This window comes from Romboutsia sp. D33t1_170424_H2 (assembly GCF_015669105.1).
GTDB lineage: Bacteria > Bacillota > Clostridia > Peptostreptococcales > Peptostreptococcaceae > Romboutsia_C > Romboutsia_C hominis.
The window spans coordinates 38,443-57,348 of sequence record NZ_JADOZQ010000015.1 but is presented as its reverse complement, the minus strand read 5'-3'; the positions used below and the strand labels follow the sequence as shown (position 1 = coordinate 57,348).

At 27.6% G+C, this 18,906-nt stretch carries 21 protein-coding genes; 15 read left to right on the top strand and 6 right to left on the bottom strand.

Annotation, left to right across the window (positions count from 1 at the left end; genetic code table 11):
• Nucleotides 1–98 precede the first annotated feature (98 nt).
• Entirely contained in the window at nucleotides 99–320 is a 222-nt protein-coding gene (locus I4U66_RS12900) for a hypothetical protein (RefSeq protein WP_195929150.1), read from the top strand.
• Between the two features lie 214 nt (nucleotides 321–534).
• Here I4U66_RS12900 and I4U66_RS12895 read toward each other — a convergent pair whose 3' ends face one another.
• Nucleotides 535–1,008, bottom strand: coding sequence for an ImmA/IrrE family metallo-endopeptidase (locus I4U66_RS12895; RefSeq protein WP_195581059.1), 474 nt, complete (start codon nucleotides 1,006–1,008; stop codon nucleotides 535–537).
• Nucleotides 1,009–1,138: 130 nt separating this feature from the next.
• Entirely contained in the window at nucleotides 1,139–1,531 is a 393-nt protein-coding gene (locus tag I4U66_RS12890; RefSeq protein WP_092926145.1) for a helix-turn-helix domain-containing protein, read from the bottom strand.
• Nucleotides 1,532–1,757: 226 nt separating this feature from the next.
• On the opposite strand from I4U66_RS12890, the gene I4U66_RS12885 reads away from it, so the two are divergent.
• From I4U66_RS12885 to I4U66_RS12865, 5 genes are all read left to right on the top strand, one after another.
• A complete protein-coding gene (locus I4U66_RS12885) occupies nucleotides 1,758–1,976 on the top strand; it encodes a helix-turn-helix transcriptional regulator (RefSeq protein ID WP_242871327.1) in 219 nt (72 codons plus the stop codon).
• Between the two features lie 43 nt (nucleotides 1,977–2,019).
• Nucleotides 2,020–2,283, top strand: coding sequence for a BRO family protein (locus I4U66_RS12880; protein WP_195929148.1), 264 nt, complete (start codon nucleotides 2,020–2,022; stop codon nucleotides 2,281–2,283).
• Nucleotides 2,284–2,295: 12 nt separating this feature from the next.
• Nucleotides 2,296–3,222, top strand: a complete 927-nt coding sequence (locus I4U66_RS12875) for a DnaD domain protein (RefSeq protein WP_195929146.1) — start codon at nucleotides 2,296–2,298, stop codon at nucleotides 3,220–3,222.
• Nucleotides 3,191–3,904: an ATP-binding protein gene (locus I4U66_RS12870; RefSeq protein WP_243278806.1), complete on the top strand. Its 714-nt coding sequence runs from the start codon at nucleotides 3,191–3,193 to the stop codon at nucleotides 3,902–3,904. The genes I4U66_RS12875 and I4U66_RS12870 overlap by 32 nt, the downstream gene beginning before the upstream one ends.
• Before the next feature lie 73 nt (nucleotides 3,905–3,977).
• Complete coding sequence (locus I4U66_RS12865) at nucleotides 3,978–4,244, top strand: RNA polymerase sigma factor region1.1 domain-containing protein (protein WP_195929142.1); 267 nt, start codon at nucleotides 3,978–3,980, stop codon at nucleotides 4,242–4,244.
• A gap of 157 nt (nucleotides 4,245–4,401) precedes the next feature.
• Here the strand turns inward: I4U66_RS12865 and I4U66_RS12860 are convergent, their stop codons facing one another.
• The 4 genes from I4U66_RS12860 to I4U66_RS12845 form a co-directional block, all read right to left on the bottom strand.
• Nucleotides 4,402–4,548 (bottom strand): YvrJ family protein, encoded by a 147-nt coding sequence (locus I4U66_RS12860; RefSeq protein WP_195581064.1) that lies wholly within the window; start codon nucleotides 4,546–4,548, stop codon nucleotides 4,402–4,404.
• A gap of 58 nt (nucleotides 4,549–4,606) precedes the next feature.
• On the bottom strand, nucleotides 4,607–4,834 hold the full coding sequence (locus tag I4U66_RS12855; protein ID WP_195929140.1) for a DUF2922 domain-containing protein: 228 nt from the start codon (nucleotides 4,832–4,834) through the stop codon (nucleotides 4,607–4,609).
• Between the two features lie 144 nt (nucleotides 4,835–4,978).
• Nucleotides 4,979–5,203, bottom strand: coding sequence for a DUF1659 domain-containing protein (locus I4U66_RS12850; RefSeq protein ID WP_195581066.1), 225 nt, complete (start codon nucleotides 5,201–5,203; stop codon nucleotides 4,979–4,981).
• A 136-nt stretch (nucleotides 5,204–5,339) separates the two neighbouring features.
• On the bottom strand, nucleotides 5,340–5,996 hold the full coding sequence (locus tag I4U66_RS12845) for an N-acetylmuramoyl-L-alanine amidase (protein ID WP_195929138.1): 657 nt from the start codon (nucleotides 5,994–5,996) through the stop codon (nucleotides 5,340–5,342).
• A gap of 136 nt (nucleotides 5,997–6,132) precedes the next feature.
• Between I4U66_RS12845 and I4U66_RS12840 the strand changes: the two genes are divergently transcribed.
• From I4U66_RS12840 to I4U66_RS12800, 9 genes are all read left to right on the top strand, one after another.
• A complete protein-coding gene (locus tag I4U66_RS12840) occupies nucleotides 6,133–6,345 on the top strand; it encodes a Mor transcription activator family protein (RefSeq protein ID WP_195929136.1) in 213 nt (70 codons plus the stop codon).
• A gap of 247 nt (nucleotides 6,346–6,592) precedes the next feature.
• Complete coding sequence (locus I4U66_RS12835; protein ID WP_207743637.1) at nucleotides 6,593–7,426, top strand: hypothetical protein; 834 nt, start codon at nucleotides 6,593–6,595, stop codon at nucleotides 7,424–7,426.
• Nucleotides 7,427–8,130: 704 nt separating this feature from the next.
• Entirely contained in the window at nucleotides 8,131–11,439 is a 3,309-nt protein-coding gene (locus I4U66_RS12830; RefSeq protein WP_195929132.1) for a type I restriction endonuclease subunit R, read from the top strand.
• 17 nt (nucleotides 11,440–11,456) lie between these two features.
• The gene (locus tag I4U66_RS12825) at nucleotides 11,457–12,827 is read left to right on the top strand and encodes an AAA family ATPase (protein WP_195929130.1); all 1,371 of its coding nucleotides are present in this window, start codon (nucleotides 11,457–11,459) and stop codon (nucleotides 12,825–12,827) included.
• A complete protein-coding gene (locus I4U66_RS12820) occupies nucleotides 12,820–13,536 on the top strand; it encodes an HNH endonuclease (protein ID WP_195929128.1) in 717 nt (238 codons plus the stop codon). Before I4U66_RS12825 ends, I4U66_RS12820 begins: the two co-directional genes overlap by 8 nt.
• Nucleotides 13,529–15,085 carry a type I restriction-modification system subunit M gene (locus I4U66_RS12815; RefSeq protein ID WP_195929126.1) on the top strand — a complete coding sequence of 519 codons (1,557 nt, stop codon included), beginning with the start codon at nucleotides 13,529–13,531 and terminating at the stop codon, nucleotides 15,083–15,085. The genes I4U66_RS12820 and I4U66_RS12815 overlap by 8 nt, the downstream gene beginning before the upstream one ends.
• Nucleotides 15,078–16,292 (top strand): restriction endonuclease subunit S, encoded by a 1,215-nt coding sequence (locus tag I4U66_RS12810; RefSeq protein WP_195929123.1) that lies wholly within the window; start codon nucleotides 15,078–15,080, stop codon nucleotides 16,290–16,292. The genes I4U66_RS12815 and I4U66_RS12810 overlap by 8 nt, the downstream gene beginning before the upstream one ends.
• Nucleotides 16,293–16,412: 120 nt before the next feature.
• Nucleotides 16,413–17,246, top strand: a complete 834-nt coding sequence (locus I4U66_RS12805) for a hypothetical protein (RefSeq protein WP_207743636.1) — start codon at nucleotides 16,413–16,415, stop codon at nucleotides 17,244–17,246.
• Nucleotides 17,247–17,372: 126 nt separating this feature from the next.
• The gene (locus I4U66_RS12800; RefSeq protein ID WP_195929119.1) at nucleotides 17,373–18,845 is read left to right on the top strand and encodes a potassium channel family protein; all 1,473 of its coding nucleotides are present in this window, start codon (nucleotides 17,373–17,375) and stop codon (nucleotides 18,843–18,845) included.
• Nucleotides 18,846–18,906: the final 61 nt, after the last annotated feature.

Genomic DNA, 18,906 nt, shown 5'->3' with positions numbered 1-18,906 from the left:
AATTATTCAAAAATTTAAAAATTATTTAAAAATTTAAAAATAGATATTAAAAATATAACTATGATAAGCACATAAATAGTAAGCTGGAGATATATTAAATGAAAAAAATTATAATAATATCATTTAGAAGCTTAGAAAATATTGATAATTTAATTTATAATAATAATTGGACACAGTGCATAATATTGAGAAATAGGTTTAATTATGAAACATTTAAAACATCTACTCAAATAATAAAAGATGAATTAAATAAGATACACAAATTTATAGATATTCTCCACATATTTATATTTATGACACTATCAGGTAGAGACTCATAAAAAAAGCTTATGCGGCATGTGTTTCATATTCAATTGAACTCATGCCGCTATTTATTTGTTATTACTAAAAGTAGTTAGTCTTAAAAATATATGAGGGATATTAAAACATGTTTTCTATACCTTTAAGACTAAAGCAATAATAATTAATAAAAAACAAACCTATGTTCTATAAAAAGGCAAAAAAATAATTAATTACAGTATTATTGTTATCTTATTACCAAAATTTATTTAATCTTTTTCTAAAATTATTAAGTTTAAGTTCAACAAATCTTTCAGGAACTTTTTCACAACTTGCTATAAATCCATTGTTTCTACCCATATATTTATAATATATATCATCACTTAGTAAAAGCTCAGAAGCTAAGGTATCAGCTTCTATTTCTAGAGTACCAAGTCTAAAATATGTATAAGTAGCTAAAAATAAAGCATTAGTAGTAGGATGAAGTATAGCATGTCCTAACTCATGAGCATAAACCTCACGACGACATTCATCATTTAAATCAGGATGAATAAGAATGACTTTATCCCCATTAATCATGCCATAACATCCTTTTAATTTATTTATATCTGTATCATTAGGTAAAAAACCTAATTTAATCCCCATTGCATCTATAAGTTCTTTTGGATCAGAAGTATCATAACAGTATGTAATTCTTCTAATTGCCTCTCTTATATGATTTATATTCACTAAAAGTCCTCCCACTTTATAATCCATATATATAAGTTTACTTATCTTAAGCTATATGTTGGTTATATAATTTATGTTAATAATGACTTTATTTAAGTAGGTATGTAAATATATACATACCTACTTAAAATTAATCATTATCTTTTTCTAGAGCCATTAACATACCAACCTTCATAGCTTTTAGTATGTGATCTATATCTTCTTTAGTAGCAGGTTTACCATAAAGCATTAAACCGTCTTGTTTTAACATTTCTTTAGTATTTTCATATATACTTTCAACGTTTTTGTTCATATCGTCTTTTAAAGTCTTATAATTTCTAATATCTGTTATACCAAGTAAATAGTCAGTAGATACTTCTAAAATCTCTGCTAATTTTGAAAGTGTAGCAGCTTTAGGTTCTCTAAGTCCATTTTCATATCTTGATAGAGTTGCTTCATTTATTTCAGCTTTTTCGCACAATTCTTTCTGATTCATACCTAAATAACGTCTTGCCTTTGTTATTCTTTCTCCGATGCTTTCCATTAATATCACCTCTAAAAATATTATAGTATATATTTACCAGTAAGGAAAGAAAAATTAACAAATGGTAAGATACAAATATATATTACCATAAAGTAATATATATTTACTAAATGGTAAATTAAAGTATAAATTTATACAAATGGTCAAGTTTTTTTCTTGACTATGGATATTACTTCCAGTTAATATTAAATTACAGAAAGGCAGTAAAGTTATGGAGGGGATAAAATTGAAATTAAGATTACTTAAATCAAAGAGGGTACTTAAAGGCTTGTATCAATATGAGCTAGCAGAGAAGATGGGTATATCTCATAAGACATACAACTTTAAGGAAAATGGCAAAATAGTGTTTACTGTTGAAGAGATATTAAAAGTAATTGAATGTTTGGATTTAACACTTGATGAAGCTAATGATATTTTTTTCTTTAATAAATTACCAAAAAGCTAAAAAATTTTTAAAATATGCTGATATAGAAATGAGGGGGATACAAATGAATGATTTAAAGATTTTTTCAAATGAAGAATTTGGAGAAATAAATGTAGTAGTAATAAATAAAAAAGAATATTTTGAGGCTATACCAATAGCAAGGGCATTAGGATACTCAAATCCAAGAGATGCAATAATTAGATTATGTAAAAAAGAGGGGGTCGAGTTTTTAGACGTAGGGGTAGTTAAAGGTAGTATTGATAATGATATGTTGCTAGTAGATAATTCACTAGATGCTATAGAAATTGAAGGAGAAAGTTTAAATTAAGGGGGATTTTATATGGCAATATTTAGACATGTAAGAACTGAATTTTGGAAAGATGAAAAAGTATTAGAAGAGATGACACCAGAGGACAAGCTATTTTTCTTATATATTTTAACCAATACAAACACAACGCAAATAGGAATATATAAAATACCTAAAAAGCAAATAGCTTTTGAATTGGGGTACTCAGTAGAAAGTATAAATACACTTATAGATAGATTTGAAAATTACTACAAAATTATAAGATATAATCAACAAACACGTGAATTAGCCATAAGACGATGGGGAAAATACAATTTAGTAAAAGGTGGAAAGCCAATAATAGACTGTGTAAAAAAAGAAGTCAAGGAAGTTAAGGATAAGAGCCTATTAGCTTATATAGCACAATATATAGATAAAGAAGAGATAAAAAGAGAGTTTGAAAAGTATATAGACGATACGTATAACGATTCGTTGGATAGTATATCTACCATAGGTGGGCAAAAAGAAAAAGAAAATAAAAAAGAAAAAGAAAAAGAAAAAGAAAATGAACACTTATCGTATTCTTCATCTTTAAGTAAGTTTAAAAAATTATATGAAGAAAATATAGGACTTATAAACGGTATAGTAGCACAGTGGTTAATAGATATTACAGAAACTATAGATTATGAATTATTTAAAAGAGCTATAGAGATTGCTACAGATAGAGGTAAATGTAACAAAGGATATGTAAATGGAATAATAAAGCAATGGAATGATAACAACATAAAAAGTTATAGTGATTTATTAGCATATGAAAAAAGCTTAAAAAATAGGGGAGATAAATATGGAAAGTGTAGTAACAACTATAGAAACAATGAATATGCCACATATGATGAAGGAGAGAATGAAGACATTTATAGAAAGCCAACACCAGAAGAAATCGCAGAAGTTGAACGAGAGTTTGGAAGGTTTAGAAACTAAAGTTAGTGAGTATGTATGTGATAAGTGTAGAGATATGACCTTTATTATAGATGAAGGTGTTGCAATTCCTTGTGCATGTAGGCAAGTAAGGATAGCTGAAGAGATTTTAAGAAAAAGTGGTATAAGTGAAGAGTTTAGAAATAAGAGGTTTAGTAATTTTGTTTATGATATAGAAAAACAAATTATATATGCTTATAAAGAAGCTTATAATTATTCAAGAAACTTTAAAGAAATTGAAAAGGATAGATGTAACTCTATAATGTTTATGGGACAAGTTGGGTGTGGTAAAACCCATCTTTCCCTGGCCATAGCTAATGAGCTTATGGATGAGGGGGTAGGTGTTGTGTATATGGGGTATCGAGATGTTATTACGAAGTTGAAGCAAAATATTATGGATGAGGCTTATTATAATAGGGTGATGAGCAGATATAAAAATGCTAGGGTGCTTTTGATTGATGATTTGTTTAAGGGCAGGATTAGTGATAGTGATGTTAATATAGTTTTTGAGATTGTTAATCATAGGTATTTTAATAATTTGCCACTTATTGTTAGTTCGGAAAAAAGTGTTGAGGAACTTATAGGTATTGATGAGGCTATTGGTAGTAGACTTATTGAAATGAGTAAAAATTATTTAGTAAAGATTATTGGAAAGAAATTAAATTTTAGAATATATGGAAAATAAAATTATAATTATAGGTTGAAATTTGTTATAATTAGAATTAGGATATATAGACTAAACATAAGGGGAGATTAAAATGAACGAAAAATCAAAGCAAGAAGTAATGGATGAATTTATAAATTTATTTAAAGAACTTGATAAAGGTGAAATGAAAAAAGTGATTGAATACATAGAAAAATTAATGGTAGGAGATCTAGCTGATTTAATAGAAAAAGGTAAAAAAGAAGGTATTCTTACAAAAGGAGAGATATTAAATGCTTTTAAAAAAGCTAATCTTGATGAAGTACAAATGAACTACTTATATAATAGAATAGTTGATTTAGGAATAACAATAAGTGAATAATATATAAAACTTAAGGAATATAAAAAAGACAGGCCTCCGTTGCCTGTCTTTTGATTTAGTAAATTATTTTAAAGATAAAAAGTATAAATTGGATTTATTTTAATGGAATATCTAGAGTATATCCTAAAATGGAATAATTATACATTTATTATAAAAATTATTTTATACCTATAATAGTTTTAGATAACTCATTAATACTATCAGATAGAACCTGAAGCTTTCCCTCAATCCTTACAAGTAAATACATACTAAGGGCTATAGGAAAGCCAACAGAAGCTATAAGAGTTTGTAATTCAGAATTCACAAAAACACATCCCTTCAATAAATTAAAAGCTATGCTAAAAATAGCATAGCCTTATTAACTATAAAACCAAGTCGTACTCAGTAGTTCCAGTTTCAACAACCTTAGCTTCTACTAAAGATGCAAAGTTTTCTCCAGCTGGTTTAAATATATTTTTAGAAAGTATAGTAGTCATAGCTGTCTTTATCTCTGTTTCAGTTAAATTTTCCCTAGGGTCATCTACTGATATAGAAACTCTTTTTCCTGATGTTGTCATAAAGCTCATTAACAATTTCTTTGAAACTTCCATAATACACCTCCATATAATTTAATAAATTTGAGCAACGGATGTGACTGAAGTAGTTCGCCAACACGTTGCTCAAAGCGTATGCGAATGTCATATCGTTGGCGAAATGAAGTAGTTCGCCCACACGTGGCTCAAGCTAAGCGAATTTTATTCTGATAATGTAGTGTTGTCTATTATAGCTACTTCAAGTAGTGTATTGTTTTGAAGTGATGCTATAACAGCTCCAACGGCATATACATCATCATTTGTTGCTTCTGGATCTACATTAGAGTAAGTTTTACTTTTTACCTTTGTTTTTCCAGTTTCATCATCAAGCCCACAGTCAAATCTTATTTTTAATCCTGATGGATTTTTAGTTGCAGTTACTGCCATAAGTATTCCTCCTTTGTTTTTATTGAAGTTTTATACTTCTTGATAATAAGTATAGGTAAACTTAGTTTTTAAAGATATTAAAGTTTTTTATGAAAATATTTAAATACCCGGGGCTGAAAATGCGACGTAGGGGGTACTATATTATATAAGTGTCATTAAAGCCTTTGGATATTGCTTTATTTTTAAGGTTTATAGCATTAGTTTTATCTTTAAATGCTCCTATACATACTCTATAAAGTGCATTATCATCTATTATTGATTTATCCACAAATGAAAGTAGTGTAGATGATATGGAGTCTGCTATATCTTTTATGTATTTAGGAGAAGTTAAGTTATCTTCTACTGTAGAATTTGATATAAAGTCTATTTCTATTAAAAGAGCAGGCATTTTAGTTTTTCTAAGTACAAAGAAGTCTTTTGATATTTTAACCCCTCGGTTAGGAGTATTTATAGTTTTTGATAGGTTTGAGCATATGGTTTTAGCTAGGGGGTATACTTTGCTGTTTTTATCATATACCCATACTTCGCATCCTTTTGCTGATTTGTTAGTTGATGAGTTCATGTGAAGGCTTATAAAGTAGTCACAGTTACATTTATTTGCATATTGACTTCTGTAGTCTAGAGAGTAGTATTTATCAGTTTCTCTAGTTGTTATTACTTTTTCAAAAGCTTTTTCTAGGTTGTTTTTTATTATCATTCCTATTTTTAACACTGTATCACTTTCTTTTGTTGAGTTAGTTCCTAATGCTCCTGGATCTTTGCCACCATGTCCAAAGTCTAAGTACCATTTCATATTATTTTCCTCCTAAGTTTTTAGGTAAATTTTATAATTTGAAATAGAAATAAGTATATAAAAAAACTTAAGAATTAAAGTATACTTTAAGTTAGAGTATTTAACTAAGGAGAATTTACCTGAGTCTATTAAAGATTTGGCTGATGTTATTGGGATAGATTCTTTAAAGAAGCTTGTTAAGTTTGCTGGTGGGAGTAGTTTGTACATTCCTAATGAAAGTAGTATTACTAAGCCTGTTAGGAATAAGATTATGAAGGAATGCTTTAATGGTAATTATAAAGAGTTGTCTAGGAAGTTTGGTATAAGTGAAGTTCAGGTTAGACATATTGTAGATGATAAGAACTGCTAGTGTTTAAGATAGTTTAGGAGGATAGTTGAAATATGAGCAAAGACCACTCATATATCAACTATCTTTATTTGTATTTTATGGCCAAAAGCTATGGGGGAAGTCTGACATTACAGACTATAGCAAAAGTAGTTCGCCCACGTGGTGGATCAAAGAGTGCTATAACCTGTGATGCCAAACTAAGCATGCTACGTTAGTATAGTATTGGTAAAATTATAAAATCAATGTATACTATTCAAGAGGTGATAATATGAAGTTCAGTATTTTAGGTATTTTTATTATATTAATTATTGTGTATTTATTGAGGAATAAATTAATATCTTTACTTGATGAAGTATATATTTTATGCAGTAAAAATAAGGGACTTTGTCTAGGATTTTTTATATCATTTATAATTGTGATATCATATAAACTTACGGAAGATATGCCAGAAGTAATTCCATATGGAAAGTTTATTTATAGCTTATCAAAAGATTTAAGTTTATCTTATATGGGAGGATTTATATTTTATATAATGCAAGTTTATTTACCGGAAAAAAAAGAAAAGTTTAATATAAAGAAAGGTATAAAATCAAAAGTACTGGATATTATTATTCTTTTAGATTACCCAAATAAGCAAGTGTATTACTTATTAAATAATTACTATATTGATAAGGAAGAGATGAATATTGATTTAATAAAAGATATTTCTGATAAGATAGATTTATTTTCTGAGGGATATAGTATGAATAATGATGGTGAAAAAATTCCTTTTTTAGAAGAGTTAAATATTAATAATAAAAAATTAAGTAATAAAATAAATTCATTATATAAGTCGTATGGAATGTATATAGATTCAGAATTGATTGAAATTTTGGACGAAGTAGAGGAGTTATTAGAATTTAATCTTTTTAATTCGATAACGGAAATTACAATATCTAGAGTTACTGGAGGAGATTTTGCTAGTAAAAATGATATGTATATTAATCCTAAGAAATACATAAATAATGATAGTATACATAAATATAAATTCCAAAAACGTAATACATTTAAACAATATCACAAGTTATATCTCAAATTACATGAATATTATATGAATAATTAAATTTATATAACTTTCTATTCTTATTTAAAAATATGAAGTAAAAACTACTATATAAATTTATGATATAATGTAAAAATATCTATGAAGAAGGTTAATTTATCTAAGGATCTAATTTTACCATGTCCATGGAGCAGAAAGAGGATAAAAAATGCTTAGTTAAGAATGATAGCTTAGAATATGTATATGATAAAAATGTAATGGGTTAGGCATTTTGCCTAACCTTTTATATGCAAAAAAGTGATAGTTACGTAGATATTGCCTTTGAAATTGTCAACTATTGCTAGTAGGTTTTTGAAAGTTTTTCATAAGTCGTAAGTCTTTGAAATTGTGGAGTTCGCTACGCCACCATGCTTTTAGTTTCAATATTTTGACTAACGAGAAGTCAAAAGGGTTTCCACTTCAATCAATGACTCAAAATCTCTGGTATCAAAAGTTTTATACGGCACGGATAGTGAATTGATTATATGGAGGTATACTTTAGAGTGACAGCCATTCACTGCCCCATTGCCCAATGCCTTGATGTCGTAGTTATTAGTTGGTGTCGGTAAGGAGATACAGTGTTTGGTATGATGCTTGGGATAAAACCATTGCTCCACTATCTCAAGCTACTTTTAGATAAATGTAGTATAAACATATTTAACACATATTGTTTATAGATGGTATAATTATACATATATATCAAATTAGAAGGGGAGAAAAGAAAAATGTCAAACTTTTATTTTTTAGATAAATGGCCCAATCTAAAAAAATTAGGAATGCAAGCAGAAAGATACATAATAGCAGATCCAAATGCTTCAATGCTAAAAACTAGAATATTAGGAGAACAATTAATAGATTTAGTATTAGTAGCACTTAAAATAGAAATGGATAGATTTGCAACTCAAGACGACAAAATAAAAAAGTTAAGAACTTTAAATATAAATCAATCTATACCAGATTGGTTTAACATAGTTAGACTACACGGTAATAAAGCAATGCATGAAGCTATGGATGATAAAGAAAAAGCTAAAGAGGCCTTAATGTCAATGCATAAAATAAGTGCTTGGTTTTATATAAATGTAACTAAGGACAAGTCTATACTTCCACTTAAATTTAAAATGCCAAAAACATCTTCTAAGAAAGTATATAATATAGAAGATTATAAAAAAGAAGTAGAAAGTGTAAAAGAAAATAATAAAAAGGAAATTATACAAGTAAAAGAAGAAACAAAACAAACTTCTATAATAGATAGTTATACAGAACTAAAAGAAGTAGAAGACATGTTAGATTTAAATGAAACCGAAACTAGGAAAAAACTAATAGATGTTTTACTTGAACAAGCAGGATGGGAAGTGTCAGGTAGTAAAGTAGCTAAAGAATATAAGATAGAAAACTACAAAGGAGAAAAGGGCAAAGTCGGATATGCTGATTATGTACTACTTGATAAAAAAGATAACCCAATAGCAGTAGTAGAAGCCAAAAAAACTATGGTAGATCCATACGTAGGTCAACAGCAAGCTAAGTCTTATGCTGATGGCATAGAAGCTCAAACTGGTATAAGACCTATCATATATTTCACCAATGGATATGAAACTCATATGTGGGACGATAAATACAGTGCTCCAAGAATTGTATGGGGATTTTATAGTTTAGAAGATTTAGAATATGAAATGTTTAAAAATAAAAATAAAAGACCTCTAAGTCAGGTAGAAATAGATACAAGTATAAGTGGTAGAAGCTATCAAATAGAAGGTATCAAAAGTGTATATGAAAAGTTTGAAAAAGGACATAGAAAATCTCTAATAGTAATGGCTACAGGATGTGGAAAAACTAGAACAGCAATATCTCTTACAAAAGGAATGATAGAAGCAAATCATGTTAAAAGAGTATTATTCTTAGCAGATAGAGATGAACTTGTAAAACAAGCAAGTAGAGACAAAAGTAGTTTTAAAACATTTATGCCTAATACTCCGCAAATGAGGATAACATCAAAAACATCACAAGATAGAGAATCAGTACTGTATTTTTCAACTTATCAAACAATGATAAATTACTATCATGAGTTTAGTGTAGGATTTTTTGACCTTATAATATGTGATGAAGCTCATAGAAGTATATATAAAGTATATAAAGATATAGTAAACTATTTTGATGCTTACATAGTAGGACTTACAGCAACACCAGTAGGATTTATAAATAGAAATACATTTACATTATTTGATTGTGGCGATAAAGACCCAACATTCTCATATTCTTATGAAGAAGCTGTAAATCACAAACCACAATATCTATTAAAATATAGAGCAAAAGATGCTTCAACAGAGTTTTTAAGAAAAGGTATAAGGTGGAAAAACTTAAGTGAAGAACAAAAAAGAGATTTAGAAGAAAATGGATTAGATGAAGAACAAATAGACTTTGATAAAAATGCATTAGAGGAGTTTGTAAGTAATAAAGATACTAACAGAAAAATACTACAAAACTTAATGGAAAATGGAATAAAAGTAAAAGATGAAATAGGTAAAAGTATTATATTTGCTAAAAACAAAAACCATGCAACATTGCTTTTAAAACTATTTGATGAAATGTATCCTCAGTATAACGGTGATTTAGCAGCTATAATACATTCAGATATAAAAAATAAAGATGATGTACTTAAAAAATTTAAAGAAGAAGAAAGACCTAAAATTGCTATATCAGTAGATATGCTAGATACAGGAGTAGACGTTCCAGAGGTAGTAAACTTAGTATTTGCAAAGCCAATATATTCAAAGGTTAAGTTCTTACAAATGATAGGTAGAGGAACGAGACTTTGTCCAAACCTATTTGGTGAAGGTGAAGATAAAGAAGAATTCTATATATTTGACCATTGGCAAAACTTTGAGTTCTTTGAGGAAAAGCCAGAAGGTATAGTTCCAAGAGAAGCTAAATCATCACTTCAAACTAGATTTGAAAGTAGAGTAAAGCTTTTAGAAATACTTAAATCTAAAAACTTAGATGAAGAAGTAAATAGTATTGTAAAGCTAATAAGGGAAGATATAGAATCATTACCAGATAAATCAGTAGAAATAAGAAAAAATAAGAAACTTATAGACTCATTAAAACCTGATAAAGTATGGGAAGTCATAGATAAAAATTTAATAGATAAATTAATGAAAAACATAGCACCACTAATGGGTTGGGTAGATGTAAGTGAGCATAGAGATGCGATACTATTTGACAACTCAATGTATAAAGTGGAAATACTAAAGCTTAACGATGACCCTAAAATAATAACTCATGTATCTAAGGTAGTGAGCGATTTATCTAGGCTTAACACAAGTATGAATCAGTTTAATGGAGTGCGTGATTATGTGAAGGAACTTCTTAAAATAGAAAAATGGGGAAGTTTAAGCTATAAAGAATTAGAAGAAATAAGAATACTTTTAAGAGATTTAATGAAGTATAAATCTAAAAATCCAAAGTCCTTTGTAGAAATAGATATAAAAGATAGTGATATAGTGATAAAAGACATAGATACAAGTGATAATTATGGACAAGTAAATGTTGATGCTTATATAGAAAGGGTAAAGACTTCGCTTGAAAAAGAAATGGGCATGAACTTAGTTATTCAAAAGATAAGAAAAGGCAAGGAAATTACTAAAGAAGAATTAGATATGATATATGACATATTTAAATCTGGTAAGGTAGACTTTAGCTTAGATGAATTATCAGAGAAAGCTCATGTAAGCAAAGAAGATGTTATCGGTATAATTAGAAAGTTTGTAGGTGTAGATGAAGAAGACTTAAATAGCAAGTTTGAAGAATTTATAAATGCAAAACATTCTAAAATGAACGTTAAGCAAATGAATATGATTAAAATGATAAAAGATGATATACTAAAAAACAGAGGAATTTCATTTGCATCTCTATATGAAGGAAAGTACACTACTTTAAGTAAAGATGGTATAGATGGAGTATTTGACGAAAAACTTTGTGATGAAGTATTTGATTTAATAGAACCATATAGAGCAGAAGAAGATGATATATATGCATAATTATAAGGAGGAATAATGTGAATAATATATTTATAAAGTCTATAGATATAAAAGAACTTAGACACCTTAAAGATATTAGAATTGACATAGATGAAGATGAAAAAAAGCATTTAATTATAACAGGCAAAAACGGTAGTGGAAAAAGTACTCTATTGGAGGCGGTTAAAGATTATTTAAAATCTATTGAAGATAAATGGTATGATAATAGAATAAAAGCATCTGGAGAGGTAAAAAGAATTAAACAAAATATAGCACAAATTGAAAATAATAGCTCAATCTCAAATGATGAAAAAGTAAGAATAATAAACAATTATGAAAAAAATTTAGAAAATCATATGCATTTTATTAGAAAGTATGGAAACTGGGTAGATTTAGATATATTTAAAAATGAATTAATACAAAATATATATAGAAAAGGAGAATTTATATTCTCATATTTCGGAGCAAAAAGAAACTCAGATGTTATAATACCTAAGGGTGTTGATAAAGTTAAATTAAGTGAACAATATAAAATAGATACAAAACCTGCAAAGGAATTTTTAAAGTACTTAGTAGACTTAAAAACACAGCAATCATTTGCAATAACAGAAGGAGAACCAGAAGAAGCTGAAAAAATAGGATCATGGTTTAAAAGTTTTGAAAGTTCATTAAAAGAATTAATGAATGAGCCTAATTTAAAACTGAAATTTGATTATAAAAATTATAACTTTAATATAATAGAAGATAATAAAGAACCTTATGGATTTAATGAATTATCAGATGGATATTCGGCAGTACTTGATATAGTGATGGATTTGATAATGAGAATGGAGAAAAAAGCAAGTAGATCATATGACTTAGAAGGAATAGTATTAATAGATGAAGTAGAAACTCATTTACATATATCACTTCAAAAGAAAATAATGCCGTTTTTAACTAGCTTATTCCCTAATATTCAATTTATAGTTACTACACATTCACCATTTGTTCTAAACTCTATAAATGATGCAGTAATATATGATTTAGAGAAAAAAATAAAAGTAGAAGACTTAAGTGGATATTCTTATGAAGGAATAGTAGAGAGTTATTTTGGTGTAGATAAGTATTCTCAAGAGATAAAAGAAAAATTAAATAGATATGAGACTTTAATAAACAAAGAAAATAAAAATGATGATGACCTGGAAGAAATGTATGATTTAAGACAATACTTCAAAACTATACCTAAATCTGTATCCCCAGAATTTAGAAGTAAGTTCTTAGAACTTGAAATGATTAGAAAATCAGAAAACTATAAAACTGATGACAAACAAATTGGTATGAATATTGGACCACGTTTATTAAGTAGCATAGACTTAATAAATGAACCTATAGAAGATAGTAAGATAAGGAATATGGAAATTAATGATTAATATAAAAAGAAGTTATCCAGCTCCAGAGTCATTAGAAATAGAAAAAAACAAAGAATTAAATGGAATAAAAAAAGATGGAAGTTACAAGTGTGATGATGTAATCAGACAACTTGGAAATGATTCAAGAAAGAAGTGCTATATATGTGAAACTAATACTAATAATTTTCAAGTTGAGCATTTAAAATCTCATAAAGGAGATATAGATTTAAAGTTTGATTGGGACAACTTATTTTTAGCATGTGGTCATTGTAATAACATAAAGAATAAATTTTATGATGACATATTAGATTGCACAAAAGAAGATGTAGAATCAAAGATAAGATATAAAATGGATGCTTTTCCAGGAGCAGAAGTATATATATATCCTTTAAGTGATGATTTTGAAACCATGCAAACAGTTGATTTGTTACAGAAATGCTATAATGGAACAACTGAATTAAAGAAATTGGATAGTGAAAATATAAGAGAAGAAATAATGAATACTATATTGGAGTTTCGAGAACTGATAATAGAGTATATAAATATAAAGAAATATGAAGACGGTGATCCTGACGATTTAAATATAATAATTAGAAAGATAAAAAGAGCTCTTCATCCAGAGTCAAAGTATCCATCATTTAAAAGATGGATTATAAAAGATAGTAAATTCCTAAGTGAAGAATTAGGACAATATATACCAACTATAGAAAGAGAGACAGAATATGCTTAATTCAGAAATAAGAAGTAAAATAGATAGACTATGGGATGGATTTTGGTCAGGGGGGATATCAAATCCCCTAACTGTTGTAGAACAAGTTTCATATCTATTATTTATAAAAAAATTAGATGACAACGAAATAGCTAAAGAAAAGAAAGCTAAAAGAATAAGAAGACCATACACTACTGTATTTGAAAAGTACATAAATGACATGGACGAAAGCGAAGTAACTAGACTTAACTTAAATGCAGATAATTTAAGATGGTCGGAGTTTGTTCACTATGATAGTGAGAATATGTTTAAAAATATGCAAGACAAAGTATTTCCATTTTTAAAGTCATATTCGGATGATGATAGTATATTTGCAGACCAAATGAAAGATGCTGTATTTTTAATACAAAAGCCAAGTTTATTATATGAAGCAGTTCAGTTAATAAGTTCTATAAACTTAGATGATAATGATACAAATGGTGATTTATACGAATATCTATTATCAAAACTAGCAACAGCAGGTGTAAATGGTCAGTTTAGAACACCAAGACATATAATAAATATGATGGTGGAGCTTATGGATCCAGATATAAATGACGTAATAACAGACCCATCTTGTGGTACAGCAGGATTTTTAGTAAGTGCTAGTGAGTATATACTAAGAAAGTATACAGATAAGGATAGTGTATTTACTGATGAAGATGGAATACTTCACGATAAGATAGGTGATATGATAGATAGTGATGGATGGGAACATTATAAAAATAAGATGTTTAACGCTACGGAATTTGACCCATCTATGTTTAGAATTGCAGCAATGAACTTAATGCTTCATGGTATAGAAAATCCACAAATAACTCAAGTTGATGCCCTATCTAGTCAATATGATGAAGAAGATAAGTATTCTTTAGTACTTGCTAACCCTCCTTTTAAGGGAAGTATAGATGAAGGTGATATAAACAAGAGCTTAAGAAGTGTTGTAAAAACTAAAAAGACTGAATTATTATTCTTAGCACTTATAGATAGAATACTTGATATGGGTGGTAGAGGTGCCGTAATAGTTCCAGACGGGGTGTTATTTGGTTCATCTAAGGCTCATAAAGATGTTAGAAAAAAGATTGTTGAAGAGTGTGAGTTAAGAGCAGTTATTTCTATGCCTAGTGGTGTGTTTAAGCCTTATGCTGGGGTATCTACTGGTATTCTAATATTTACTAAGGGTGGTATGACTGATAAGGTTTGGTTCTATGATATGCAAAATGATGGGTATAGTTTAGATGATAAGAGAAATGAGATAGAGGCTAATGATATACCTGATATTATAGAGAGCTTTAAAAAGTGTATGGATGATAAGAGTTTAGAGCCAAGTAAGGAAGATAAGTGGTTCTTTGTTGATAAGAGTGAGATTGTTGATAATGGATATGATTTAAGTATTAATAAGTATAAAGAGATTGAGTATGAGGAAGTACTTTATGAGGATCCAGATGTGATTATGGAGAAGATTGAGAAGCTTGAGATGAGTATACTTGAGGATATTAAGGCTTTAAAGAAGATGGTGAATGGACATGAGTAATAAGTTGCCACAAGGATGGAAAAAGTTAAGTATAGATGATGTTTTGATAGATAAGATATCAGGTGAATGGGGAAAAGAATGTGAGAATGAAAATGAAGGTGTTTACGTTCTAAGAACTACTAATTTCACAAATGAGGGAAAATTAAAGTTAGATGAAGTTGTAAAAAGAAATATTGAAGAAAAGAAAGTAGATAAGAAAAAACTTCAATATGGCGATATAATACTTGAAAAATCAGGTGGAAGTGAAAATCAACCAGTAGGAAGAGTGGTATATTTTAATATAGAAAGTGAAGACATATACTTATGTAATAACTTTACACAAATATTAAGAGCTAACCCTGAAATTATAAATTCAAAATATCTATTATATGTATTATTTGATATACATAGGAAAGGTATAACTGAGTATTTCCAAAATAAAACAACAGGGATAAGAAATTTACAAACAAAGAGTTATCTTGAACAAAAGATAAATGTACCGCCTTTGGAAGAACAAGAAAGAATTGTTTCTATTTTAGAAAGAGCTGAGGATGCTATTTGTAAGAGAGAAGAAAGTAATAGGTTGCTCGAGGAGTTAGTCAAATCAAGATTTATTGAGATGTTTGGAAATCCAGCTACTAATCCTCATATGTGGTCTGTAAGCAATTATGAAGACATTTGCAGATGTATAACAGACGGTGAGCATTCTACACCTAAAAGATGTGAAGAAGGTATATATTTACTATCTGCAAGAAATATTCATAATCATTGTCTGAAGTTAGATAATGTTGATTTTATCGGAGAAGATGAATACGAAAGAATTTCTAAAAGAATTATTCCACAAGAAAATGATATATTAATATCATGTTCAGGAAGTGTTGGAAGAGTATGTAAAGTACCTAAAGATATTAAATTCCAAATGGTACGAAGTGTAGCAATATTAAAACTTAAGGAAAATATCAATCCAACATTTATGGAATGGCTAATTGATTCGAATTATACTCAACAACAAATTTTAAGATCAATTAATCAATCATCGCAAGCAAATTTATTCCAAGGTAAAATAAAAAAGTTAAAGGCAATAATTCCACCAATAGAACTTCAAAATGAATTTGAAGCGTTTGTTAATCAAGTTTATGAAATGAAGTTAAAAATAGAAGAAAGTTTGGAAGAATTGAAAAATAATTTTAATTCACTTATGCAAAGAGCATTTAATGGAGAATTATAATTTTAAGAAAGGGAGTACTAGATTACTCTCTTTTTCTTATAGAATATTAAAAATAAGGAAGTGATTTTTATAAACATAATAGACACAATAAGTAAAATATTTACAACAAGGGAACAAGCAATGATAATATGGTGTATTATTGCTTGTATATTCTTTATAAGGGATAAAAAAATAAGAAGCAGCATAAAAGGTTTAATGAAATCAATAAAAAAGATTCTTGTAACTATTCCAGGAATAGTTATGGTTATTTACATATTAGCATTTGGTTTTTTACTATATAAATTAGGATATTTAAAATCAACTATAATAAAAGATTATATATGGTGGGTTTTATTTGGGCTTTTACCAGTAATATTTAGAGTAATAGAAAATTATAAAACTATAACAGTAAAGTATATAATTAAAGATATAATTAAATTTAGTATAATACCTTTATTTATAATTAATTCATACACTATGAGCTTAATAGGAGAGTTATTGATAATACCATTAGCAGTTATATGTTCAGGATGTTTAGTTATGTGTGATTATAAGGATGTATCACCTTATGTAAAAAAAGTATTCAATGGTGGATTGATAATTATATCTATGGTAATGATTTATTATGGATTTAAAGGGTTTATTGCTAATATAGATGATATAAAAGATATAGTGTTTTGGAAAAGTATATCTATAGATATAGTATGTATATCAGGATCAATACCACTTATTTTTTATTTTAGATGGTATCTTTTATATGAACAAGTTGGGTTATATATAGGGATTAGAAGTAAATTAAATAAGTGGATTATATATTTAGTTACTTTTAAGAATTGTTTATTAAAGAGAGAAAAATTAGTACTTATATTAGATAATGTAAATGATTTTTATAGAATAGAAAATTGGAGAGATTTAGATTATAGGATTAAAGATGTTTTAAGCGGAAAGTATGAAGAAACTGAACAATGCAAATAGTAGAGGTACATATGAATTAATGATATAATTAAATGAACATGGTAACTAATTAAAGGGAATTTTAAATCATAGGTTAATGCCTATGATTAATTTTTATTATAGTATATAGATTCTAGAGGGAGAAATATGAAACAAGTATACACTAAAGTAATTGAAAATCCAGATGATACATTTTGGATAATGGAAAAAGATAATTCAAATAAAAGTAATATAGGTATTTTAAGATCACCAATAACTAATATTAAAATTATTAATACAGTTGCAGTTTACTCAATTAATGAAGCTGGAGAAGAAATACAAATAGCACAATTAGCGTATATAGACTATGAAGACCTTAGACAGAAATATGAGAAGGGGGAAGATATAAATCTAAACTATACTTATATAGATAATTTCTCTTGGTATGGAACAGATAAGCTATATGAAATTGAAAGGGATGCATTGAAAAAAATAAGAAGTTTTAATGCACGTTGTTCTTTTTGGAATGCAGAAGAAAAAGAAAATTATTTAGTAAGTCTACTTCAGTTGAGTATTGAAAATGGAGATATGTGTTTCAATTATTCAATATTTTTTAAAACACTAATGAATTTAGCCAATATTGAAGTTTTGAAAGGTGGACTATATTTTGACAACTCAAAATTTTATGAATCAGAGTTATCTATATTTGGAGCGAGTTGTAGTAAAGGTCTGTACAATAATGGTATTATATCGTGCAACTATACACAGTATAACAATTCTAAAGTCTGGTTTGAGTTTATAAGAAATGAATTGGATATAAGTTTTTTACTAGCAGATATGGCTAATACTGAATTGAGGATAGGTAACCCTATAGGGACAATTAAAGAAGTTTGTTTTATTAAGGCAAAAATAGATTCATTAGATTTAGACCATTGTGAGTTTGATAAAATAGATGCAAGAGAATTAACAGCAAATAAAATATCTATTTTTGGATGTGAATTCAATGGATTAGTAGAAATTCATACTCTTAATGATGTGGAAATGAGTATAAAAAATTGTATTATAAATTCTGATACGAAGTTAACTTTTGATAAAATACCGAAGACTTTAGAATTTGATAAAACATTAAATAATGGTAAAATTCACATACGTAATTTTAAAGAAGTATTACCTATTATTGTTAGTAGAGTAAGTGAAACAAAAGATATAGAACAATTATTAATGTTAAAGGAAAATTTCAAAAACATTGGTCAATATATATCGGAAGATCTATGCTATTCAAAATATAGACAACTTGAAAATAAATTCTATACTGAAAAAAAGAGTAGTAAATTAATAAATTATATTAACTGGTTAGTAAGTGATTATGGAACATGTCCCTTAAGAATGTTTATACTAATTATTATTATGATTTTAGGATTTGCTATATTGTACTTTACATGTCCATATTTTAAGTTTGAAAATGCTACGAGTTTTATAGATTATATATATATTAGTGGTATAACTTTCTTTACTGTTGGTTATGGAGATATATTACCATTAAATGAACTTACAAAAATGATTGTATTAGTACAAGCATTTTTTGGAGTATCTACGATGAGTTATTTTTTAGTAGTATTATCTAGAAAAATTATTAGATAGTAATAGTATGAGATAAACATTTAAAATTCAGAGAAAAAAACTATGAAGCTTTTAATATGCA

What these genes read in the sequence shown, in the direction of transcription:
- I4U66_RS12900 (WP_195929150.1), top strand. Translation starts at nt 99, where the DNA reads ATGAAAAAAATTATAATAATATCATTTAGAAGCTTAGAAAATATTGAT.
- I4U66_RS12890 (WP_092926145.1), bottom strand. Translation starts at nt 1,531, where the DNA reads ATGGAAAGCATCGGAGAAAGAATAACAAAGGCAAGACGTTATTTAGGT.
- I4U66_RS12880 (WP_195929148.1), top strand. Translation starts at nt 2,020, where the DNA reads ATGAATGATTTAAAGATTTTTTCAAATGAAGAATTTGGAGAAATAAAT.
- I4U66_RS12875 (WP_195929146.1), top strand. Translation starts at nt 2,296, where the DNA reads ATGGCAATATTTAGACATGTAAGAACTGAATTTTGGAAAGATGAAAAA.
- I4U66_RS12865 (WP_195929142.1), top strand. Translation starts at nt 3,978, where the DNA reads ATGAACGAAAAATCAAAGCAAGAAGTAATGGATGAATTTATAAATTTA.
- I4U66_RS12855 (WP_195929140.1), bottom strand. Translation starts at nt 4,834, where the DNA reads ATGGAAGTTTCAAAGAAATTGTTAATGAGCTTTATGACAACATCAGGA.
- I4U66_RS12850 (WP_195581066.1), bottom strand. Translation starts at nt 5,203, where the DNA reads ATGGCAGTAACTGCAACTAAAAATCCATCAGGATTAAAAATAAGATTT.
- I4U66_RS12845 (WP_195929138.1), bottom strand. Translation starts at nt 5,996, where the DNA reads ATGAAATGGTACTTAGACTTTGGACATGGTGGCAAAGATCCAGGAGCA.
- I4U66_RS12835 (WP_207743637.1), top strand. Translation starts at nt 6,593, where the DNA reads ATGAAGTTCAGTATTTTAGGTATTTTTATTATATTAATTATTGTGTAT.
- I4U66_RS12830 (WP_195929132.1), top strand. Translation starts at nt 8,131, where the DNA reads ATGTCAAACTTTTATTTTTTAGATAAATGGCCCAATCTAAAAAAATTA.
- I4U66_RS12820 (WP_195929128.1), top strand. Translation starts at nt 12,820, where the DNA reads ATGATTAATATAAAAAGAAGTTATCCAGCTCCAGAGTCATTAGAAATA.
- I4U66_RS12815 (WP_195929126.1), top strand. Translation starts at nt 13,529, where the DNA reads ATGCTTAATTCAGAAATAAGAAGTAAAATAGATAGACTATGGGATGGA.
- I4U66_RS12810 (WP_195929123.1), top strand. Translation starts at nt 15,078, where the DNA reads ATGAGTAATAAGTTGCCACAAGGATGGAAAAAGTTAAGTATAGATGAT.
- I4U66_RS12805 (WP_207743636.1), top strand. Translation starts at nt 16,413, where the DNA reads ATGATAATATGGTGTATTATTGCTTGTATATTCTTTATAAGGGATAAA.
- I4U66_RS12800 (WP_195929119.1), top strand. Translation starts at nt 17,373, where the DNA reads ATGAAACAAGTATACACTAAAGTAATTGAAAATCCAGATGATACATTT.